Annotated in this window: 16 protein-coding genes and 2 pseudogenes; 8 read left to right on the top strand and 10 right to left on the bottom strand. The window is 48.5% G+C overall.

Annotation, left to right across the window (positions count from 1 at the left end):
* Window positions 1-75: 75 nt before the first annotated feature.
* The 3 genes and pseudogenes from EYC98_RS18695 to EYC98_RS18685 form a co-directional block, all read right to left on the bottom strand.
* A complete protein-coding gene (locus EYC98_RS18695) occupies window positions 76-1,809 on the bottom strand; it encodes a SulP family inorganic anion transporter (RefSeq protein WP_279246914.1) in 1,734 nt (577 codons plus the stop codon).
* A gap of 384 nt (window positions 1,810-2,193) precedes the next feature.
* Complete coding sequence (locus EYC98_RS18690; protein ID WP_279246913.1) at window positions 2,194-2,574, bottom strand: hypothetical protein; 381 nt, start codon at window positions 2,572-2,574, stop codon at window positions 2,194-2,196.
* Between the two features lie 67 nt (window positions 2,575-2,641).
* Window positions 2,642-2,755: pseudogene (locus tag EYC98_RS18685) on the bottom strand (IS6 family transposase); the annotation flags it as partial.
* Window positions 2,756-2,952: 197 nt separating this feature from the next.
* Between EYC98_RS18685 and EYC98_RS18680 the strand changes: the two are divergent.
* Complete coding sequence (locus tag EYC98_RS18680; RefSeq protein WP_279246912.1) at window positions 2,953-4,317, top strand: lipase family protein; 1,365 nt, start codon at window positions 2,953-2,955, stop codon at window positions 4,315-4,317.
* Between the two features lie 492 nt (window positions 4,318-4,809).
* Here the strand turns inward: EYC98_RS18680 and EYC98_RS18675 are convergent, their stop codons facing one another.
* The 3 genes from EYC98_RS18675 to EYC98_RS18665 all read right to left on the bottom strand — a co-directional run bounded on the left by EYC98_RS18675 (window position 4,810) and on the right by EYC98_RS18665 (window position 6,869).
* Window positions 4,810-5,178: a hypothetical protein gene (locus tag EYC98_RS18675; RefSeq protein WP_279246911.1), complete on the bottom strand. Its 369-nt coding sequence runs from the start codon at window positions 5,176-5,178 to the stop codon at window positions 4,810-4,812.
* A gap of 614 nt (window positions 5,179-5,792) precedes the next feature.
* Window positions 5,793-6,386 (bottom strand): AbiU2 domain-containing protein, encoded by a 594-nt coding sequence (locus tag EYC98_RS18670; RefSeq protein WP_279246910.1) that lies wholly within the window; start codon window positions 6,384-6,386, stop codon window positions 5,793-5,795.
* Window positions 6,387-6,869 carry a hypothetical protein gene (locus EYC98_RS18665; protein WP_279246909.1) on the bottom strand — a complete coding sequence of 161 codons (483 nt, stop codon included), beginning with the start codon at window positions 6,867-6,869 and terminating at the stop codon, window positions 6,387-6,389.
* Window positions 6,870-7,155: 286 nt separating this feature from the next.
* Here EYC98_RS18665 and EYC98_RS18660 point away from each other — a divergent pair, with 286 nt between their 5' ends.
* Window positions 7,156-7,407, top strand: coding sequence for a hypothetical protein (locus tag EYC98_RS18660; protein WP_279246908.1), 252 nt, complete (start codon window positions 7,156-7,158; stop codon window positions 7,405-7,407).
* Between the two features lie 215 nt (window positions 7,408-7,622).
* Here the strand turns inward: EYC98_RS18660 and EYC98_RS18655 are convergent, their stop codons facing one another.
* The 3 genes and pseudogenes from EYC98_RS18655 to EYC98_RS18645 all read right to left on the bottom strand — a co-directional run.
* Window positions 7,623-8,648 (bottom strand): RelA/SpoT domain-containing protein, encoded by a 1,026-nt coding sequence (locus tag EYC98_RS18655; RefSeq protein WP_279246907.1) that lies wholly within the window; start codon window positions 8,646-8,648, stop codon window positions 7,623-7,625.
* A gap of 161 nt (window positions 8,649-8,809) precedes the next feature.
* Complete coding sequence (locus EYC98_RS18650; RefSeq protein ID WP_279246906.1) at window positions 8,810-9,703, bottom strand: hypothetical protein; 894 nt, start codon at window positions 9,701-9,703, stop codon at window positions 8,810-8,812.
* A 449-nt stretch (window positions 9,704-10,152) separates the two neighbouring features.
* Window positions 10,153-10,506: pseudogene (locus EYC98_RS18645) on the bottom strand (DDE-type integrase/transposase/recombinase); the annotation flags it as partial.
* Between the two features lie 351 nt (window positions 10,507-10,857).
* On the opposite strand from EYC98_RS18645, the gene EYC98_RS18640 reads away from it, so the two are divergent.
* From EYC98_RS18640 to dndE, 6 genes are all read left to right on the top strand, one after another.
* Window positions 10,858-11,286 carry an SHOCT domain-containing protein gene (locus EYC98_RS18640; protein WP_279246905.1) on the top strand — a complete coding sequence of 143 codons (429 nt, stop codon included), beginning with the start codon at window positions 10,858-10,860 and terminating at the stop codon, window positions 11,284-11,286.
* 498 nt (window positions 11,287-11,784) lie between these two features.
* Window positions 11,785-12,375 (top strand): DUF4007 family protein, encoded by a 591-nt coding sequence (locus EYC98_RS18635; protein WP_279246904.1) that lies wholly within the window; start codon window positions 11,785-11,787, stop codon window positions 12,373-12,375.
* Window positions 12,376-12,786: 411 nt separating this feature from the next.
* Window positions 12,787-13,884 carry a DNA sulfur modification protein DndB gene (gene dndB, locus EYC98_RS18630; protein ID WP_279246903.1) on the top strand — a complete coding sequence of 366 codons (1,098 nt, stop codon included), beginning with the start codon at window positions 12,787-12,789 and terminating at the stop codon, window positions 13,882-13,884.
* On the top strand, window positions 13,881-15,464 hold the full coding sequence (gene dndC / locus EYC98_RS18625) for a DNA phosphorothioation system sulfurtransferase DndC (protein ID WP_279246902.1): 1,584 nt from the start codon (window positions 13,881-13,883) through the stop codon (window positions 15,462-15,464). Before dndB ends, dndC begins: the two co-directional genes overlap by 4 nt.
* The gene (gene dndD / locus EYC98_RS18620) at window positions 15,461-17,455 is read left to right on the top strand and encodes a DNA sulfur modification protein DndD (protein WP_279246901.1); all 1,995 of its coding nucleotides are present in this window, start codon (window positions 15,461-15,463) and stop codon (window positions 17,453-17,455) included. The genes dndC and dndD overlap by 4 nt, the downstream gene beginning before the upstream one ends.
* A gap of 12 nt (window positions 17,456-17,467) precedes the next feature.
* Window positions 17,468-17,818 (top strand): DNA sulfur modification protein DndE, encoded by a 351-nt coding sequence (gene dndE / locus EYC98_RS18615; RefSeq protein ID WP_279246900.1) that lies wholly within the window; start codon window positions 17,468-17,470, stop codon window positions 17,816-17,818.
* Between the two features lie 4 nt (window positions 17,819-17,822).
* Here the strand turns inward: dndE and EYC98_RS18610 are convergent, their stop codons facing one another.
* Window positions 17,823-18,992, bottom strand: coding sequence for a DGQHR domain-containing protein (locus EYC98_RS18610; RefSeq protein WP_279246899.1), 1,170 nt, complete (start codon window positions 18,990-18,992; stop codon window positions 17,823-17,825).

The following is an 18,992-nucleotide window of genomic DNA, read 5'->3' as shown; positions in this document are numbered from 1 at the left end:
CGTCTATCTGCATGGCATTAGAGATAAAGGCGCGCCTGGAGGGTTAAAGGGCTCTGACCCCTTTTCCCCATACCTTCAAGGGAAATAAACGCTAGGTGTCGCGATCTCAAGTTCCGCAATCGCCTGATGCTGGCTCAGGTAAACCTTACCGGTCAGCTTGTCCAAAAAATCGGTTTTCTTGAGTGCGTCCATCACTGGGCCCTTGACCTCGCTAAGATGCAGATCAGCGCCCAGCTCCCTGATTCGCTCATTCACCGACTCTAGTACTTCCAGCGCGCTAAGGTCTATCTCATTGATTGCCGTGCACATCAGAATGATGTGTTCTACTTCCGGATTTTCGGCCAGAATGGCGTAGATTTTGTCCTCCACAAAACTGACATTGGCAAAATACAGGCTTTCGTCGATACGCAGGGTCACAATTCGGGGAGTGGTAATGACCCTGTGGCGTTCAACGTTACGAAAATGCTCAGTTCCCGGAACTTCACCGACAACAGCGATATGAGGTTGGCTGGTTTTGTGCAGGTGCAGGGCAATGGATGCCACCACGCCGCAGATGACACCGAGTTCTACACCCAACCCCAGAGTGATACCAATAGTAGTAGCAACCGCGATGAAGTCAGATTTCGAATAGAGCCAGGCGCGCTTGATGGAAGAAAGATCGATTAATGAAGAAATGGCGACGATAATTGCTGCTGCCAGCGTCGCTTTGGGCAGGTAGGCCAGGTAAGGGGTGAGTAGCAAGGCCGCCAAGCCGATGCCAATTGCCGTGAGAATGCTGGCCATTTGTGTCGCCGCGCCCGCCTCAAAGTTGACTACCGAACGCGAAAACCCACCGGTAACAGGGATACCACCGGAAACCGCAGAAGCCACGTTGGCCGCGCCCAGTCCAATGAGTTCCTGGTTGGCATCAATACGCTGGCCGCGCTTGGCGGCCAGGGTTTTGCCTACCGACACCGACTCTACGTATCCTATGATTGAGATGAGCAGTGCCGCTCCCGCCAGTTCACGCCATTGGTTTACTTCGAACGTTGGCAGGCTAAGGCTGGGCAAGCCAGCGGGGATGGCCCCAACAAGTGCCACAGCGCGTTGATCCAGCTCCAGCATCCAGGCCGCCAGTGTGGTGACGATAACCGCCAGCACTGGCCCGGCCTTGGCCAGTCGGCTGGCATTTGCTGTGGACAACCCTGCGGCTTCCAGCAGCGGCGATAGTCCCTTGCGGGCCCAGAACAGAAAGGCCAGTGCAAAACCACCGACGCATAAAGTGCTCAGGTTGGTGGCGGTGATATTGGCGAGCAGGTCTGCGGTGAGGGCGAAGGCATTTTCGCCCTGGGCGCTGATGCCCAGAATGTGTTTGAGCTGGCTGAGCACAATGATGATGCTTGAAGCCGTAATAAAGCCGGCGACGACCGGGTGCGACAAAAGATTGGCGAGCATACCAAAACGCAATAGACCCATAAGCAGCATCATGACGCCGGATAGCAGGGCCAGGGTGATGGTAGCGCTAATATACTCGGCGGAACCGGGCTCTACGACTTGACCAACCGCGGTGGCGGTCATCAGTGAGACAATGGCCACCGGCCCCACGGACAGGGTTCGGCTGCTGCCAAACAGCGCGTATGCCACAAGCGGTAATATGCTGGCGTACAGGCCCATTACGGGTGGTGCTCCGGCAAGCATGGCGTAGGCCAGCGACTGCGGTATCAGCATCACAGTGACCACCGCGGCAGCAATCAGGTCCGAGTTAAATTCTGCACTCGTGTACTGGCGCAGCCAACCTGTCGCCGGTAACAAGCGAGCTAGTCGGCTCATGCCTCGGGCTCGGCAGCTGCTGTATTATATTCCCGGGTAAGCATCCATTCCCGTCCTGTGAGCATGCTCCTGCAGTATACAGCAGGCAGGATTTTTTCCTGCAATAACCCCGCACCGCCCGTGTGAGTTGCTTGCCATCGCTAAACCGGCCTGAAGAGCGTGCTACTGGTTTTTAGTTACAGGGGTCTAGTTGAAGGGGTCTAGTTGAAGGGGTCTAGTTGAAGGGGCCAGAGCCCTAAATAGTCCATCGTCTAGCTGTATGGCATTAGAAATAACGGCGCGTCTGGAAAGTTAAAGGGCTCTGACCCCTTTTCCTTGACCCCTTTTCCTGAAAGGACAGAGTTTATGGCCCCAGTCTCCAGCTAGACAGCCAGATAAACATCTCTAGTTTGTCACATTCCAGTGCTCTTCAATTATCCAGAACGGCCTATCACCGTTGAGCGTTCTTAATATTCCAACCACTTCAAAATATTCAGGCTCATCTAACTGGGTCCATTTTATTCTGCGAAAAAATTTCTTCGTTTCTTCATCGGCATCAGACTTAGCAGCGAGGCTCTGCAACAGAATTCTGTCGATTGGTGGATAAATGAGCTTCGCAGGTTCTCCGGAAGGATCTATTAGAACCACCATAGTTTTGAGATACACATTTACAAGCTTTGCAGCCCTGCCATAACTTGCATTTTGAACATTCATTTTAGTGAGGTGAAGGATGGAGTACAGGTTACTCCAACTTACGTCCGGATTCCCGCAGAACAGTTGAATCACCACAACCTGCTAGTCGCTAGTATTGTGTGGTAAACGAGTGAGTGGCGAGTTGAGGATTGTGCCCCTCCCGTTCGGCGAGTAGATCTTCGATATCACGGTGACTGAGGTTGAACCGGTAGTAGAGCCACACGGCGTAGCTAATGATATCTGGTGGGAATCTGTGGCGTTTATAGGTGTTCATGCGCTGATTCTGCCAGTGGGCGGGATTTAACTTGGCAGTACCCTTAAAAGTCCTCGCCTGATCGCGCCATAAATAGCCTTCGACAAATTAGATGTTAGCTTCCCCCTTGTATCCTGCCCCTTTGTCTCACGTTGCTAATTATCGTATTCTAATTTTGTCAAAGAGCACCTACCAAATACTGAATAATACGAGCGGTTATGACATACGATCGACACATTGTAATTACTGTCCACGGCATAAGGACGTATGGGCAATGGCAAAACGCGCTGGCTAGCATGCTCACAGAGCGTGCTCCAAACACCGAAGTACACAACTATCACTATGGCTACTTTTCAGTGATTGCATTTTTAATTCCACCCTTACGATGGCTGGTAACACGACGCTTTTCCAAGCAATTGGCCATCTCGCTCCATGGCGCGGACAACGCCCGCATTGACCTCGTCGGCCATAGCTTCGGCACGCACCTTATCGGCTGGGCGCTAAAGCGATTACCTGTAAACGCTTGCCCGAACATTCATACCGTGCTGATGGCGGGCAGCGTTTTGACATCCGATTTTGACTGGTCAGATCTATTGCGGACAGGCAAGCTGAAGCGCGTTGTAAATGATTGTGGTAGCAAAGATTCCATACTCATCATAAACCAGATATTCGTATTGGGCACCGGAATGGCTGGAAGATTGGGCTTTCATGGCATGATGGGTAAGCAGCTGACTAACCGGTTTTTTGTTGGTGGACATTCCCACTATTTTGAGAGCGCTGAATGCGACGATCACAGTTTCATGGCTCGCTACTGGCTTCCAGTGTTACTTGAAAATGCAGAAGTCAAAGCTATCGACTTACGCCCGAGCGCGACGGCGTTGCAAGGAATTACGACCACTCTGCTGCAGAACACTCAAACTTTCAAACTTGCGCTCTATACCGTCATCCTGCTCAGTCCGGCCCTGCTATTCTTCAACTTATATCAGGAAGCAGAGGTACAACGACTTATCGCCGAGCGACAGACCGTCGCAGCTCTGGAAGCAAAAAAGGAAGCTGTACTATCGGAACATAAAGCACTACGCGCAGAGAATGAAGCACGCCACCAGAAAGACGGAGCGATTAACACGCTGGTTTGGGTATTCAACGAAGCTGCCGTTTTCCCCTACGACAGATCAGACATGCCCAATAACCGTTGGCTGCAGCTCATTAGTGGCGCTCTTGAAAGGTTGGCCGAACTGAAAATTGAGCAGGATATTATTCTGGAGAGCCATATTGGTAAGTTTGTCTTTATTCCAGATTCAATCGAAAATATACCTGACGGAGGGCGCTTAGCTACAACCAGCGATAGGGAAATGAATAGAGAAACCAGTTCATACAGCAGAGAATACGCCCTCGCTATATCTCAACGAATAGGAAATTCCATTCGCGCACAAGCCGATCATTTATTCCCACCGCACAAGTTCGAAGTTATTGGCTATGGGCTGGAAAAACCACTAGTACCATACCCTGACAACAGCAATGACCTGAGTACATGGAACGAGATAGCTGAGTGGAACAATCGCGTAATTATGGTTTTGGAATAAGGGATAACGGGGGCAACTTTATAGGTATTGGCAACTTAACTAATTGAGACAGCTGGAATCTGCCATCCGATCTCAAGCAACCGCCCTACCCCATTCTGCGAACGCACCTTCCCTAAGATTCCGACAGCGCTTAGCCTTGACCAGATGCCTACCCATATTGAATAAATTGCTAACCGCTGCATGCGCACCCATGGCCCGACGAGCTACCCAAGGGGAGTAAAAATGTACCGACCTACTACCACACGGGTCAGCGCGACCCACAAAATGCGACGCGCCAACTGGATTTCGTATTTTGCTCTACCAAGCTGGCTAACAACATTCTTGTAATCGCTCGAAATGCGGTAGATGACTGGGGTCCTAGTGATGATTGCGGTGTAGAGATTGATTGTAATCTATAGCTGGTTTTCACCCAGGCTAGCAAAAATAATATCCTCGAATTAGTTGACTAAAAGCCTACCCTCTCAGGGAGTGGTATCTAGGCTGTCCAAGGGTTTAGTTGCAATAGGTGGTTCCGCCAATGTCCCTGCATGCGGTCGTTTTGCCGCCGATGTTATGATATGTAGTTCCACCGATGGTGCGGGAAGTGCCCTGCTGACCATTGAGATCATGATAGGTGGTGCCCCCAATATTACGCGACGTACCATTCACAGAACCATTGTGATATGTCGTCCCACCAATGTTGCGTGACGTAGCATTTCCAACAGAGCCGCCAATATTATTGTGATAGGTGGTGCCGCCAATATTACGACTATTATAGCCGTCGCTCCCATAAGTAATCCCGCCGATATCGCGATATGTATCCTGTGCCGCTGCGGTAGAAGCCATGCTGACCAGCGCCAGCGTAATAATTATCTTTTTCATTTCTTGTCCCTCCGTGGGATTTACAGCCGAGGACGATTTTGCCCAAATCCAATAGAATCCAAAGCCAATTTTGATGCTCTAACAATACCTATGGCTCATCTTGGACCGAATGACTGACAGCGCCAAATTACTAACCAAACGCGACACGCCAAACCGGCCAAGGTATCAAGTCTGTGGTCAGTCTACGAAAACACCAGTGAGAACGCCGTGACCCAGATCAAATCAACCTGTTATATCTACTCAACGGTGAATGTCACTAAATTCAACTGTTGCCAGGGTATTGGCAAGTTAGCTCCTGGAGGCGGCAGTAATTGCGCTAAGTCTGTTCAAGCAACTACCATACCCCGCTCTGCGAACGCACCTGCCCTAAGATCACGATAATGCTCAGCCCGGACTAAGTGCCTATTTGGAGCGGAGCTTTACTGCTCGGTGATTGGTACTCTCTCCATTAAACGATCTTCGTAAGACCTGCTTAATGAATGCCGGTGTCCCCGTTAATGATGAAGAGCCGAGAGTGCACAGAAACTAGCTGGCTGCGAGTAAACTTACCCTGTAAGACACCAGTAGCGCCCAGCGCCCCAAAGGGTATCGCATGAGTAACAACTGATTAATAGCTATGTGCCGCGTGCTGTGTATCTCTGATCGAAGATTTCCTGTAAGTCACTCAGCAACCTTTCTCCGGCATGACTTGCCTCAGGATAAGCATTACTAGAACCATCGACGGCATAAGTGAGCTTTTCGAATGCGACTTTGGTAACAAACACAAGTTCACCGATTTGATCTGGCGTGATCTCCGCCACCTTGAACGCATCCTCATTTGAGAGCTTAAGCGAATCATGGGCAAAAGCATTACTACGGAGAATCGCGACTTTCTGCCAAATTGGTTTTACCTCAGCGTCAACAAAGGCAACAAAGTCGTCTCTTACTTGTTCAGAGATAAGCTCCTGCTCCAGCAGTATTGCACCCAGCCGCGTAATATTGGCGGTATCCTGACGAGTTTCGAACAACCTGTAGAGACAAACTACTGTGCTCAGAAAATGAGCATTGATCGCAGTCTGGAACACCGGGCCATACTCGTTCATTGCTCTAGTGAATCGCTCGCGATTATCAGAGCTTCGATAAGTCCACCAAAGTTCGTAGTTCATACTTGCGGTCATAATGCCGTGGCGGATATTGCAGATTAGCTCGGTTACTTCATCTTTTATCATTTAGGCAATCGACCAAGTTGCGTAAGAGCTTTTTCTGACTGGATTCAAACCGAGCATTGCTTCGACCCATTCAACCGCGTTGTTCAGCCCGGGGAGTGTCTGAGTCCTCTCCGTCAGAAAAGTCTCAACTGCGAGATCTACAATAAACTGTTCGCCCAATTCTGTAGGGACATATTCGCTAGTGCCATCGTACTCGCATAGCTCAAAAGTGGCGAGATCACTAAGCATTCCTTGGACCTTGGCAGTATCCATATCCAAGTGACTGGCTAGAGACGAGTACTTCACAGGTGGATTCCAGCATACCCTCGCTAGCACATACACATGATCTAGCTCCAAGTCGAAGAGATTGGGATATCTACCTGAGATTTCAACAAGGCTACAGAAGCACTGCCGCAGTTGTTTCTTGCCATAAATCTCACCATCTCGAAGCGACACTTCGGTTGCGCATTTTTTGACCAATACCGGGCTTTTCTTCACATTCATCTATTAATCAATCCTTACTGTTATCGGGTAGCTTCGAATGATGTTTACATGGGCAAATAATATTTTCAGGGAAATATTTCATGTCTATTCCAGCTGGTCTTAATATATCCACATCATTTTTATGGTTTTTACAAGATAACTTCCTGAAGCCAGCCAAATGTAACTCCTGATCTCAAGCTACCGCCATTCCCCAATCTGTAAACGCAGCTGCCCTAAGATTCCAATACTGCCCAGCCTGTAATACACAGCAAATAGCCAAACCACCAACAACTGCTATCCTCACACCATGACCATCAAGCACCTAACAACACTCACCCTCGCCTACCTGAAAGCCGAAGCTGGTGAAGTCCAGAGCCACCAAGAAGCCCTCGAGCAATACCTCCAGCAGGCCGGTAACTCGGATGCGCAGGTAAAGTTCTGGATGGGATTCTGTATTAACCTCGATAGTGATGAAGATGGCGACCTGAGGAGCGTGGTGGCTACTGATGTGGCGCTGGCGGTGATGCAGGGGGATTTGGTGGTGCTGGGTGGATGCTAACGGCACCTACTCGCTCCAGACTTGACAGATTGGGAGAGGCATTTTACTGACAGTAATAGGAGCCGCTCTCCTACAGTGCGGTAGTTCGCCGCTTGTCAGTTTTCATTTACCAAAAGTCAATCTTGAGAGCAAGGCACCTTGCACCAGGACAACGAGAAAGCTCTAAAATTTGGCATCCAACTCTAGACGCTCTTCCTATTATTTCCACCATTGTGCTACGCCATCTTAGCGAGCTTCCTCCTAACTACAGCAATCTGCGTTGCGAACAATTGGGCATCTAGAAAGAAGCTCGGATACGCCTTTTTTAGTGCCGATATTGACTCCGATGTAACCAGAACAACTTGCAGGTTCTCTCCTTTTTTCACACGCTCTTCTTTCAGCGAATACTCAATGTTTGCTCTATCGATATCTTTCGGAGCATAGGTTTGTATATTCGCGAACCTAGTTTCAAGGTTGAGCGTAACAAGATGATAGTGACCCTTTTCCTTATCAGCCTCTATGTGTCGTGCAGCCACTCTAAATCCAGAAAGCTTCTTTATGACATCCAGTTCCTGCTCTTTCTCTAGCAAGGCCTCTAAAACCTGTCTCGCAGAATAACTGTCATGCTCTGGTGCTCGAGGCGTGCTCTCGAGGATGGCAAACGCAGAGCTGGCCAATGTAAAAAAGCTAAGCCACTCTTCGGGCCCCTGGCTAGACTTGAGCGAGTGGTCCAGAAATGTACCCATTGTTTCGACGGCCGTTGCCCATGCGTGCTGTATTTCAGTTCTAACTTGTAATTCAATCGAGAATCCGTCTTTACATTTGAAAATCATATGAACACTTCTATACCCCGAATCTTTAGGGTAATTTATGTAGTCTTTTCCTCCTTTGACAAGCGAAAACACCCTGGTTCCTTTCTTATACGCAGATTCAATTTCTCTAACCTCCCTCATGGTCTTCACAACCGCCCGAATCCCACCGATGTCCTGCATTCGAGCCAGCTTCATACCGGGGTTACGCTCTAGTTTTGAAAGTATAGAGGGAGTTCGCTTCAGCCTTTGAGATACAAGCGCCTTTCCATCAACTTTCTTGAGCCTAAGTCTCAGAGAAGTCTGGAAACTGTTCAGAGGAGCCACATGACACCCTCGCCAGTTATCCAACACAGATTTGGCTTCATGCTGTCCCTGCTGTTCTGGAGACAGCAATGTAACCCCCGCTCTATTTACCGCACCCTTCGAATGATCTAATTCGATTTTTGACATTTACTACATCCCCTTGGTCCTGCGTGCCTCGTCAATACTATTGAGACACAGAGCAATTTGTTATGCGAACGGTGCAGCTGAAAATATTAGGGAACTTGCCCTCGTGTATCCGATGATAATCGTCGGCCGCCCTTACGTCGATCATAAGCGGGCTGACCGACTCATATCGACCACTTCGAGCTTTCTCTTGCGAGTACAATTTCATCGACATCTAGATCAAGTGGTGCAGTCAATTGTCCCTGCTCATCAACAACCGCATGCTGTATAACCGATCGGAACGCTTCTTCAAGCTGCATCATACTGAGCCCAAAGGCCTGAGTTACGATAACCAGCTGGGTGCTTCCTACATCACTAAAACTTCTCACTAACGATACCCAGTGATTTGCACGAGAAACTATATGTCGAAACACCGCGATCTTGGTGCCTAACCTTTCGGAGACCTGATCAGCTAAACTACACTCAGCTTTTTTCTCCTCATACTCACGCTGGATTCTAATCAACTCTTCAGCAGAACTACTCCCACGTTTTTTGTAGTGCTTGGATGCATATTCCGCACCCGCGAAGGCCACGGGGGCCGCTGCTAGAGCACCTAGAACGCCCATGCCAACTGCCATACCACCACCGCCCGCGGCCAATGCACCTCCACCGAACCAAGCAAGCGTGGCGTTTGTCGCGGCAGCTCCCGATAGAGTTGCGATACTCGCCCCAGTGGAAGCAGCACCCACAGCACCTACAGTTGAGTACGCCGCAATAGAAGCTGCCACTCCTGTAGAGCCTTTGACCGCTGCCAATAACGTGGCACTTACATCAGCGCTGCCAGTGGAAGTCGCTTCACTAAAATCGGCAGTAAAAGCAAAGCCCTCACTCGAGCCAGTTTCGGCAAACCTCTGTTCGCCTAACTCAATGAAACTAGACAGACACTCTCGTGCTGACTCCAAGGAGCTGACCGCGCCCTGCAATTGCAGATTGAAAAGTTCTGTCGTCTTCTTGGATCGCTCCCGGGCCGCCTCCTCCAGTGCAATCGCTTCCTCTCTACACCTCTCGATGCTCTGCAAGTTATCCTTATGTCCTCGGCGTTCTCTTAGTGCCTGTCGGCTGTTGTCATATATATTCCAGAAGCTCATCCGTTTGTCATCTCGCTAATCTCAAGGAAAAATCCATTTCACAGATATTCATTATGACTATCAATTGGTGCAACCAAAAGTAACCAATTTCGTTTCTGTGATATGGGTGCTAGTGAGAAATGGACCGTGGCGGCACCATATTCAAATCGTTCACAGGGAAAGGCCGGGGCAAATCGACGTATACGCCTGCCACACCACCCCAAACCTCGCGCCCATGGACGAACCAAAAATCGCAGGGCAACATGCGTAAAAACACAGACAACTGGTCAGGTTTAGATAATGGGCATTCGCAAGTACAGTAGATTTGCCGAGGCATCAACACTCTGTAAAGGGTTTTGACAAGTTAACTTTTTGAGATCATCGGAATCTATCCTCAGATCTCAAACTACCGCCCTACCCCATTCTTCGAACGCACCTGCCGTGAGATCACGATAATGCTGAGCACCCACCATGTGCCGACCCAAATTGAAGAGATTGGAGACCGCAGCATGTGCACCCAGAAATCTCTGAGCCTGTTTGACCGATTTGAACTTACGCATCACCCGCTCTCGCACCCTGGTCGCCTCGTGTGATTGTTCAGCCCGATTATTCTCATACTGCTGCGTGCTGTGAATCGTGTCTGGTATTAACTCCCGGTGAGCGACTCCATAGCTTCGCATCTTATCGGTCACGATCTTCCTTGGCTCAGTGCCACTAGATCGCAACAGGCGTTTAAAGAAGCCCTTTGCTGCTGAGTTAAAGGGGTCAGAGCCCTAAATAGTCGATCGTCTATCTGTGTGGCATTAGAGATAAAGGCGCGTCTTGAAAGTTAAAGGGCTCTGCCCCCTTTTCCTCCGATGTTGATGACGTGCCGTGGGCATCGGTGTCGATTGTATGGGTTCATTCGCTGATTCTACCAGTGATAAGCAATTAGCTTGGCAGTACCTCATAGAGCTGCTTAAATGAAGTCTTGAGAAACCAAAAACCCCTTCGGAGGTTGCAGTGTAATGGATAGCTTAGGAACAGATAATTTCCCCAAGCGCTACCGAAACGCAATTTGTATAGCTCTTGTAGCTGCCCTAGTGGGTTGTGCTGGTAAGACTGCTATGCCAGTGGCAAGTTATAAACTTGGGGACGATGAGATGAGCTGTCAGGAGCTAAAGGCAGAGTTGGCCTATATAAACGCTCAGGTCGCCGAGCTTGTGCCTGAAACAAAGAAGACCGGCAAGAATGTAGCGCTTGGCGTCGCTGGCTGGTTCCTGATTGTTCCCTGGTTCTTCATGGATCTGAGCGATGCAGAAAAGGTCGAAATTCAGGCCTATCAGGAGCGATATATGGCTTTGGAAAAGCTATATATTCGAAACGGTTGCACTAACGCGGGGCAGGAAAATGGCGTAGAAACTGCCGACATTGAGGAGTACGAGAATTCCACAATAGCCGTCCGACTAAGAGTATTGGAGGACCTGCATGAGCAGGGCGTGCTGACTGAGGAAGAATATTCAAATAAGCGCAAGAGTATTATTGAAGGCTTCTGAAGGGTATTGGAGATTTAACGATCTGTGACTGCGGTAGTCCGGCCTTGATTCCCAAGCAACTAGCCTACTCCATTCACTCAACGCAATGATCCTGAGGCTGCGACAGCGACCACAGGTACCGGACGCCTAGACACACTCGCCTACGGGGGTACCTCCCCCTTCACCCCACCAGCGATACATCAAGCCTGTCTCAGACAAACCGCGCTACATAAAACCCCTGAAACAGCCCACTAGTTAAAGGGGTCAGAGCCCTAAAAAGATAAAGGGGTCGGAGCCGTAATAACCGATCTGCTATCCGCCTGGAATTAGCAAGGTTAAAGTGCTCTGCCCCCTTACCCGCCTCTTCTTGAAAGCCGGTAATTCTGAACCCAGGGCGGCCGAATTCCTACTTCCTAGTCCCAGCTTGGAGCGTAAGAATCTCAAGTGGATTTTAAGCACCAGCACGCCTAAGCTAACTACACCTGTATTCCCCATTCGTGATATCCCTAGGTTGCGCACATGACAGTTCTATTCCACGGTAATTTTGCATTAGATCGTCCAAGAATGGCCGGGCTCATTGATCGCGCCCTGAAAACCCCCAACCTGAAAGACAAAGACTTAGCGAAGCCTTTTGGCTATGGCCCTCCCTTCGCTGCCACCTACAGAAGTTGGCTACATAAGACAGGGTTGGCGGAACAGGGTTTGCCATTGGTACTGACACCGATGGGCCGCATCGTGATAGACAAGGACCCAGAACTTGAGTCCATTACATCCCTATGGTTCTTGCATCATGAGCTAGTCACCGATGAAGAGCGCGCAGAGGCATGGCATTACTTCGCACTCGAGTTTCTGCCAAAGCATTCCACATTTTCTAAAAACGACCTGCTCGAAGGCTTGGCAAAAAAACTTGGCCCTCACAGCATGAAACACTTTGGACCGGGTAGTAAGCTAAACCAGCAAATCGCGCGCAAGATATTACAGGTATATACAGAACCAGCGGCGCTTGGAGAGCTTGGTCTGATTGAACAGAAAGGTGATGAATATAAGCGCCTGCGCCCCAAAACTCATGGTCCTTGGAAAACCGCTGAATCGCTGAAGAAAGCTTACTGAGCCGTTGGAAAACTCCCGCTCTGCACCCAGAAAATTAATATCTGCCTGAAAAAGTTGCATATGGAAAGCAGCACAGAGAACCTTGCGGCATAGAGCAGAAGTTAAAGTCATCGGTCACTTTGGAGCCAGACACCAAAATTAGACTGTGCGGCCAACATATTGATTTTTCTGATTTTTTTTGGCTCACATGTACTCGCAGCTCGCAAAGGTGAGGCACCCCTTACCCCCAACTAGGGCCAGTTTACCAATACCATCTAGTGACCGATAAAGACTTCCCCCTTGTCATAAAAATCAATAAACCTGCCTGATTAAGCGATATGGAAGTCATTTATGACTTCCTCTCTAATGCTTTTTTACATACAATCGCCCTCTGCCTCTTCAGCAGTAATCTGCATTTCAAGTGAGTGAGCTATGGCCAAGACGCTAATCGACGAGTACAGCCACACCTTTCCAGCCGCTAGGGGTGTGCAGGCGGGGAGGCCCTGCTATATAGCTATGTGCCCCATGCGCCTAGTACCGAAAATTTTCGTCTTTGACGAAGAAGAGGTGCCACCGGAGCTAAGAGCACAGCGTACTCTCAACAAAAGCCGTATACCCGAAATAGCCGACTATTTGATAGCCAACCCAAACAATTACACCCTCTCTGCGATTACGGCCTCAGTTGACGAGCAAGTCCACTTTGAACCCATGGCCGATACCGGACCGGCGGTAAACCTAGGAATGCTCACGGTCTCAATGAACGCTCAAATTTTGATCAACGACGGCCAACATCGCCGTGCGGCCATCGAGGAAGCCATTAAAGAGGCCCACGAACTGGGCCATGATCACATCCCTGTGCTCTTCTTTGTCGACGAAGATCTCAAACGCAGCCAGCAAATGTTCGCTGACTTGAACAAACATGCTGTACGACCGAATGATTCGTTGAGCACGCTCTATGATCATAGGGACCCAAGCTCAGAATTAGCGCGCCACGTCGTCGCCAATGTAGATTGTTTCCGGCGGCTGACTGAAATGGATAAATCCAGCCTCTCAAACCGCAGCATCAAGTTATTCACATTAAGCAGTATCAAACTCGCGAGTCGAGCACTCTTGAGAAAATCAGCTAAAGACTCAATAAGCCAAGAGGAGAAGGACTTAGCCGCGGAGTTCTGGACGGAAGTCTGTAGCAATATCCATGATTGGAAAGCCGCGCAACGCAAAGAAGTCAGTACCGCTGAGCTGAGACAGAACTACGTGCACGCGCATGGTGTAACACTACAAGCTCTTGGGAGTGCAGGTGCAGATCTAATAAGCCAGAAGCCCAAAACATGGAAGAAAGAGCTCAAGAATCTGAGCACTATAGATTGGTCACGCGCTAACACAGAAGTCTGGGAAGGCAGGGCCCTAGTCTATGGCAAACTCAGTAAAGCAAGAGCCAACGTTGCCTTAACAGCCAACCTAATCAAGCAGCACATAAACGTACCGCTAAACGCAGATAGCAAAATTTTGGAAGAGCAATTTAGACAATGAGCAAACAACAGCCACTCTATGAATCAATGGACGAATTGCTAGCAGATGACCCCAAACTACCTGCCCTAATCACTGAGATACAAACCCTATACCTGGAAGATGAAAAACCCTGGGTGATTGGCTTCAGCGGCGGCAAGGACAGCACCACTATTCTGTCTCTTATCTACGTGGCACTCACCAAGCTGAAGAAGGCTCAGCGCCACAAGCATATCTATGTCATCTCGTCCGATACGCTCGTTGAGACGCCCATGGTAGTAAACATGGTTACTACCACTATCGAGCAAATCAATGCGCAAGCGAAGAAGCAGGGACTCCCCTTATCTGCCCACATAGTGCTACCCAAGATGGATCAAACCTTCTGGGCCAATCTGCTCGGTAAGGGCTATCCTGCACCCACACAGAGCTTCAGGTGGTGCACTGAGCGCATGAAAATAGACCCTGTTAGTGAGTTTATTTTGGATAAGGTTGCCCGCTTTGGGGAAGTCGTGGTCGTTCTGGGAGCTCGTAAGCAAGAAGGTGGCAACCGAAAAGGCAATATTGAAGGAAAGGAGGTTCGCGACAAAGATGGGAAGCTAAAGAAAGCGGCGCGCGAGATAAAGGGATCTAGATTCAATCGACATTCAACGCTAACCGGTGCGCTAACGTACACCCCGGTTGAAGATTGGACTCATGACGACGTTTGGATGTATTTACTTGGTGCGCCTGCTCCATGGGGTGGTGATCATTTCGAGCTGTTCCATCTATATAAAGACTCAACCGAGGATGGGGAATGCCCATTGGTAACGGACACTAGCACACCCTCGTGTGGCAATTCCCGTTTTGGCTGCTGGACCTGCACTGTGGTAACCAAAGACCGAGCAATAGAAGGCCTCATTGAATCTGGTAATGGAAATGAATGGCTAATCGAGCTGAAGAAATTTCGCAATAAACTCTACAAAAGCACACTACCAGAGAACAAGAGCGAGTATCGCAACTACAAGCGGCGCACAGGTAAAGTCCAGTATGCACGCAAGGCTATCAATGACGATTCAGACTCTCTAATAAAAACTATTCCTGGCCCCTATTGGATGAAACAACGCAAAGAGTGGTTGAAAGAACTGCTTTCCATTGAGAAAAAACTCAACGACCAAGGCATAGCCATTTCTTTGATCCAAGCCGAGGAATTGTATGCCATTCGACGCGAATGGATGTTTGATCCCAATGAGCCAGACTGGGCCGATACACTTCCTCAAATTTATAGAGAGGTCTATGGCACCGATCTTGACTGGGCTGACCAGGATTCAGGAGCATTTACCCAGACCGATGCTGATTTACTAAAAGAGTTAGAAAATCAACATGAGGTTCCTTTCGAGCTTGCCATGAAGTTGATCGAGCTAGAGCTTTCAATGGACGGTCTGAGCCGACGTAAGGGCTTGTACCAGAAAATGGGAACGCTGCTGAACAGAGATTGGGGTTCGCTGGAAGATATCAAGATAAAAATGGACGCCAATACGCATAAGCCACAGTTAAAAGCACTAGAACTTGGCTACAACGAAAAGCTGGAAGAACTTGCTGCGGAATACGAGAAGCTCGCTAAATGATTCTAAAATCTCTAACGCTTAGTGACTTCGGCGTGTTCAGCGGCCAGCATGTTGTCGACCTAGCTCCAAGAGTGAAGTACGGCCACAAGCGCCCTATTGTGCTCTTTGGCGGCCTCAATGGTGCGGGAAAAACTACTACCTTGACCGCTGTGAGGTTGGCGCTCTATGGTCGGCGCAGTATGGGACGCAGTATTTCTACGCAGGCCTATCATCAACAACTGATTGAGTATATTCACAAACCACGTAAAAGCGTTGTAGCGCCAAACGCATCCTCTATTGAATTAGATTTTACCTTTGGCAAACAAGGCACGGTAAACGATTTCAAAATTGTACGTAGTTGGGAACACACGGGCACCAAAACCACCGAGCATCTAGAAATACATAAAGATGGCCAAGTACTGGAAGGGCTCAGCAGCGAACAACTCCAGAGCTTCCTCAATGAACTTATACCCATCGGCGTTGCTGATCTGTTTTTCTTTGATGGTGAAAAAATTGCAGACTTAGCTGAAGATGAAGGCAATGAGGCGCTAGCAGATGCGATTAAAAGGCTGCTGGGTTTAGACATCATCGATCGACTGAGAGCCGATCTTGGCGTGTATTTGCGCGAAAACACGCAGACAAAGCACCCTAAAGATATAGCCCAGGAACTAAAGGCTTTCGAGAAACAATATCAGAAGAGTTATGCCGAATATCAAAGCTACTTATCGCAAAGTGAAGAGCTTAATACGGAGCTTGTGGCAGTCACCGCCGATGTAGCTACAACACAGCAACGACTGAACGACCTAGGAGGTGCCTGGGCGAAATCTAGAGAGGCCGAAGAGATTCGCTCCGAGCAACTCATCAAGGAAAAGACAAGCGTGAACGATGAAATCAAGGCACTCTTTTCTGATGCGATTCCCCTAGCGTTGGCAAAAAAATCGATAGAGAGCCTGCTGAAACAGCTGGAAGCGGAAAAAGCTGCCAAGAATCGACTAGCGACTCAAAAAGAACTCAACAAACATATGGGAAAATTGCGTGCTGAACTAACCAAGGCGGTTGGCAAGAGCAACCAAAAAGCGATTGACGAGGCTATCGCATCAACGCTCGAGCCGCTGAACTCAGATAACAACAGCGTCGACATTATCCACGATATTTCTGACAGTGAGCTAAGTCGAATTCAGACATTGGTAACTTCTTATGTTCCTCAGCAAGTTCAACAGCTAAAGAAACTCAGTTCGCGAGCAGAACGGTTAGAAGAAGAGCTAGCCAATGCCGCGGCCAACATCGCACGTGCACCTGAGCAGTCGCGATTAGACGACATATTGGCAGAGCTTGGTGAACTACAAGGCAAAAGAGGTGGGCTAGTCAAACAAATCGAAGTGAACAAAGAAGAGGCGAAGCGTTCGCTGCGAGCGGCTATGGATAACCTAAGGAGACTTAGAGATCTTGACGAGAAATTCAGCAAGTCTATGAGCCATGGGCAAGGTATAGAACTGGCCGCAAATTCTAGAGCCATGTTAAGCGAATTTTCTGAGCAAACGCGAGTACGCAAACTGGCTATTCTAGAACAAGAATTCGTCAAATCATTTGGCAAGCTGGCCCGCAAAGAGGATATGGATATCCAGGCAAAAATTGACCCTACCACTTTCGACGTCAACCTTTCAGATAGACATGGAAAGGCAATCAACAAAAAGAAACTCTCTGCCGGCGAAAAACAGATTTATGCCATCGCCATGCTAGAAGCTCTTGGCCGCACATCTGGCCGCAGCCTGCCTATAATAATTGACACGCCACTAGGAAGACTGGATTCTAAACACCGAACCAAACTCGTTAAGAACTACTTCCCTACTGCTAGTCATCAAGTACTGATCCTCTCTACTGACACTGAGATAGATGAGGATTTCTATAGTGAACTATCTCCGGAGATATCACATGCATTCTCCGTTGATTACGACTCTAAGGCCGGCTGCTCTGAATTCAACGAAGGCTATTTCTGGCGTTCTAAGTTATAGGGATTTAAAAAAATGCTGCCAAACAAAATGAAAATTTCAGAAAGCGCTACTCACTGCCTAAGACGCCTACAGTCGAATACCGGCCTGACGGTCAACATCGGAGCAAGGTTAGCGTTTTTTGTTTCCATAGAGCAAGGATTTACTTTTGACGTGCAGCAAAGAGCGATGGAATTTGGTGGCCGCGAGCTAGACAAATTCACATGGCTCGGCGAGCATAGCCTGGTTGTTGAGTTCTTACTTGGAGAAAAATACCCGGGACTGAATCGAAGGGATACTCATCACGCATGGGCCTGCCATGTTGCTGACGGAGCTACGAAGTTAGATCAGAGAAATTCCATCATGGGATTAATCGACAACCTCTAATAATTTAGTGGCCTGGAAAGCATGCATCTACCAGTAATTGCTTTATTAGGCTTCGACCCGATCCAGAATAGTTTGTTTCAAGGTTGCCCACATCATTAAGATCAACTTTTTCCAAAATATGACTGAATTCGTCCACGGAAAAATCAGGGGCACCCTTTTCCACTTCCGCGACAACCTTCAACAGGTCAAATAGCGCCTGAATACCAATTGTTTTTCTCAATATAGGTAAGCCGGAACCTGCCCATAAAACACCTTCCACAGCTTTGAAATATTTTTCCACAATGTCATATAATTGCGCGTCACAGTATGACAAATATAAATCTCTCCACGGTTCAGAAGCACGTCTCTTGTTTTCTCGAAGAACACTGCGATCCCTCTTTATAACCCTTTTCTTGTGAAGCTCATATCTATCAACCGTGGCGTTCGAAGATATTAGCTTTGATATACCCTCCACCATTGTGGATGTTGATATTTTCCAAGGGTCCTCCCTATATGCTTTTTCCTCTTTCTCACTGGTGAATGAAAGGTACTTTTTGGATGTACCGTAGGAGACATGGTTCTTAAAAGGTGAGCTATCGTTGTTGTTCAATATTCGAGTAAGGGAAATCGCCAAAGTATCCGGCGCCCAATACTTGGGGTCTGATGAATCAAGGTCATATCCAAAAAGTTGATATGCCAAACTCTTGTCAACTTTCTGTTGATTGAAGTTGATGGTAGCAAACACCTCCGCCTGTCTGGGCGCGGGCAAGTCGAAGTAGATGGAACAAACCAAGTCAAAGTCGTCTAGCCCTTCTGCTAACGCAAGTTTTAGGCCTTCAATTCGGTGCTGACCGTCTACAATGGATGCGGCGCGAACCTCCGTAGGCACGTTTAGTTTGCCATCTAAAACAGTCCACGCTAGCTCACTAGCGATGGCGGATCCGTCTTCCAATATATTGGCAGCCAATATAATCGAATTCGGAAAGAGCGCATTCTCAGTTTTACAAAACCTAGCTATGCTCTCGACTCTCTTCTTGTTGAGGCCTCTTTGAACTCCGTCTAACTCTAGCTCACCGTACGTGGCAGGAAGAGAGTATGCAATTTCGACAAGTTGCGAAGCCGGTATAACAGCTATGTAAAAACTACCAAAGGGTTGTTCAACAAGTATTGCGTCTTCAGAATAGAAATAGTCCAT

Source organism: Candidatus Litorirhabdus singularis (assembly GCF_026262625.1).
GTDB lineage: Bacteria > Pseudomonadota > Gammaproteobacteria > Pseudomonadales > Halieaceae > Litorirhabdus > Litorirhabdus singularis.
The sequence above is the reverse complement of the archived record's forward strand: the minus strand, read 5'-3'. Positions and strand labels throughout refer to the sequence as shown.

Excerpts from the sequence above, each read along its gene's own strand:
- EYC98_RS18610 (WP_279246899.1), bottom strand. The coding sequence starts at position 18,992 with ATGGACTATTTCTATTCTGAAGACGCAATACTTGTTGAACAACCCTTT.
- dndC (WP_279246902.1), top strand. The coding sequence starts at position 13,881 with ATGAGCAAACAACAGCCACTCTATGAATCAATGGACGAATTGCTAGCA.
- dndD (WP_279246901.1), top strand. The coding sequence starts at position 15,461 with ATGATTCTAAAATCTCTAACGCTTAGTGACTTCGGCGTGTTCAGCGGC.
- EYC98_RS18680 (WP_279246912.1), top strand. The coding sequence starts at position 2,953 with ATGACATACGATCGACACATTGTAATTACTGTCCACGGCATAAGGACG.
- EYC98_RS18670 (WP_279246910.1), bottom strand. The coding sequence starts at position 6,386 with ATGATAAAAGATGAAGTAACCGAGCTAATCTGCAATATCCGCCACGGC.
- dndB (WP_279246903.1), top strand. The coding sequence starts at position 12,787 with ATGGCCAAGACGCTAATCGACGAGTACAGCCACACCTTTCCAGCCGCT.
- EYC98_RS18665 (WP_279246909.1), bottom strand. The coding sequence starts at position 6,869 with ATGAATGTGAAGAAAAGCCCGGTATTGGTCAAAAAATGCGCAACCGAA.
- EYC98_RS18655 (WP_279246907.1), bottom strand. The coding sequence starts at position 8,648 with ATGTCAAAAATCGAATTAGATCATTCGAAGGGTGCGGTAAATAGAGCG.
- EYC98_RS18640 (WP_279246905.1), top strand. The coding sequence starts at position 10,858 with ATGCCAGTGGCAAGTTATAAACTTGGGGACGATGAGATGAGCTGTCAG.
- dndE (WP_279246900.1), top strand. The coding sequence starts at position 17,468 with ATGCTGCCAAACAAAATGAAAATTTCAGAAAGCGCTACTCACTGCCTA.
- EYC98_RS18675 (WP_279246911.1), bottom strand. The coding sequence starts at position 5,178 with ATGAAAAAGATAATTATTACGCTGGCGCTGGTCAGCATGGCTTCTACC.
- EYC98_RS18635 (WP_279246904.1), top strand. The coding sequence starts at position 11,785 with ATGACAGTTCTATTCCACGGTAATTTTGCATTAGATCGTCCAAGAATG.
- EYC98_RS18660 (WP_279246908.1), top strand. The coding sequence starts at position 7,156 with ATGACCATCAAGCACCTAACAACACTCACCCTCGCCTACCTGAAAGCC.
- EYC98_RS18695 (WP_279246914.1), bottom strand. The coding sequence starts at position 1,809 with ATGAGCCGACTAGCTCGCTTGTTACCGGCGACAGGTTGGCTGCGCCAG.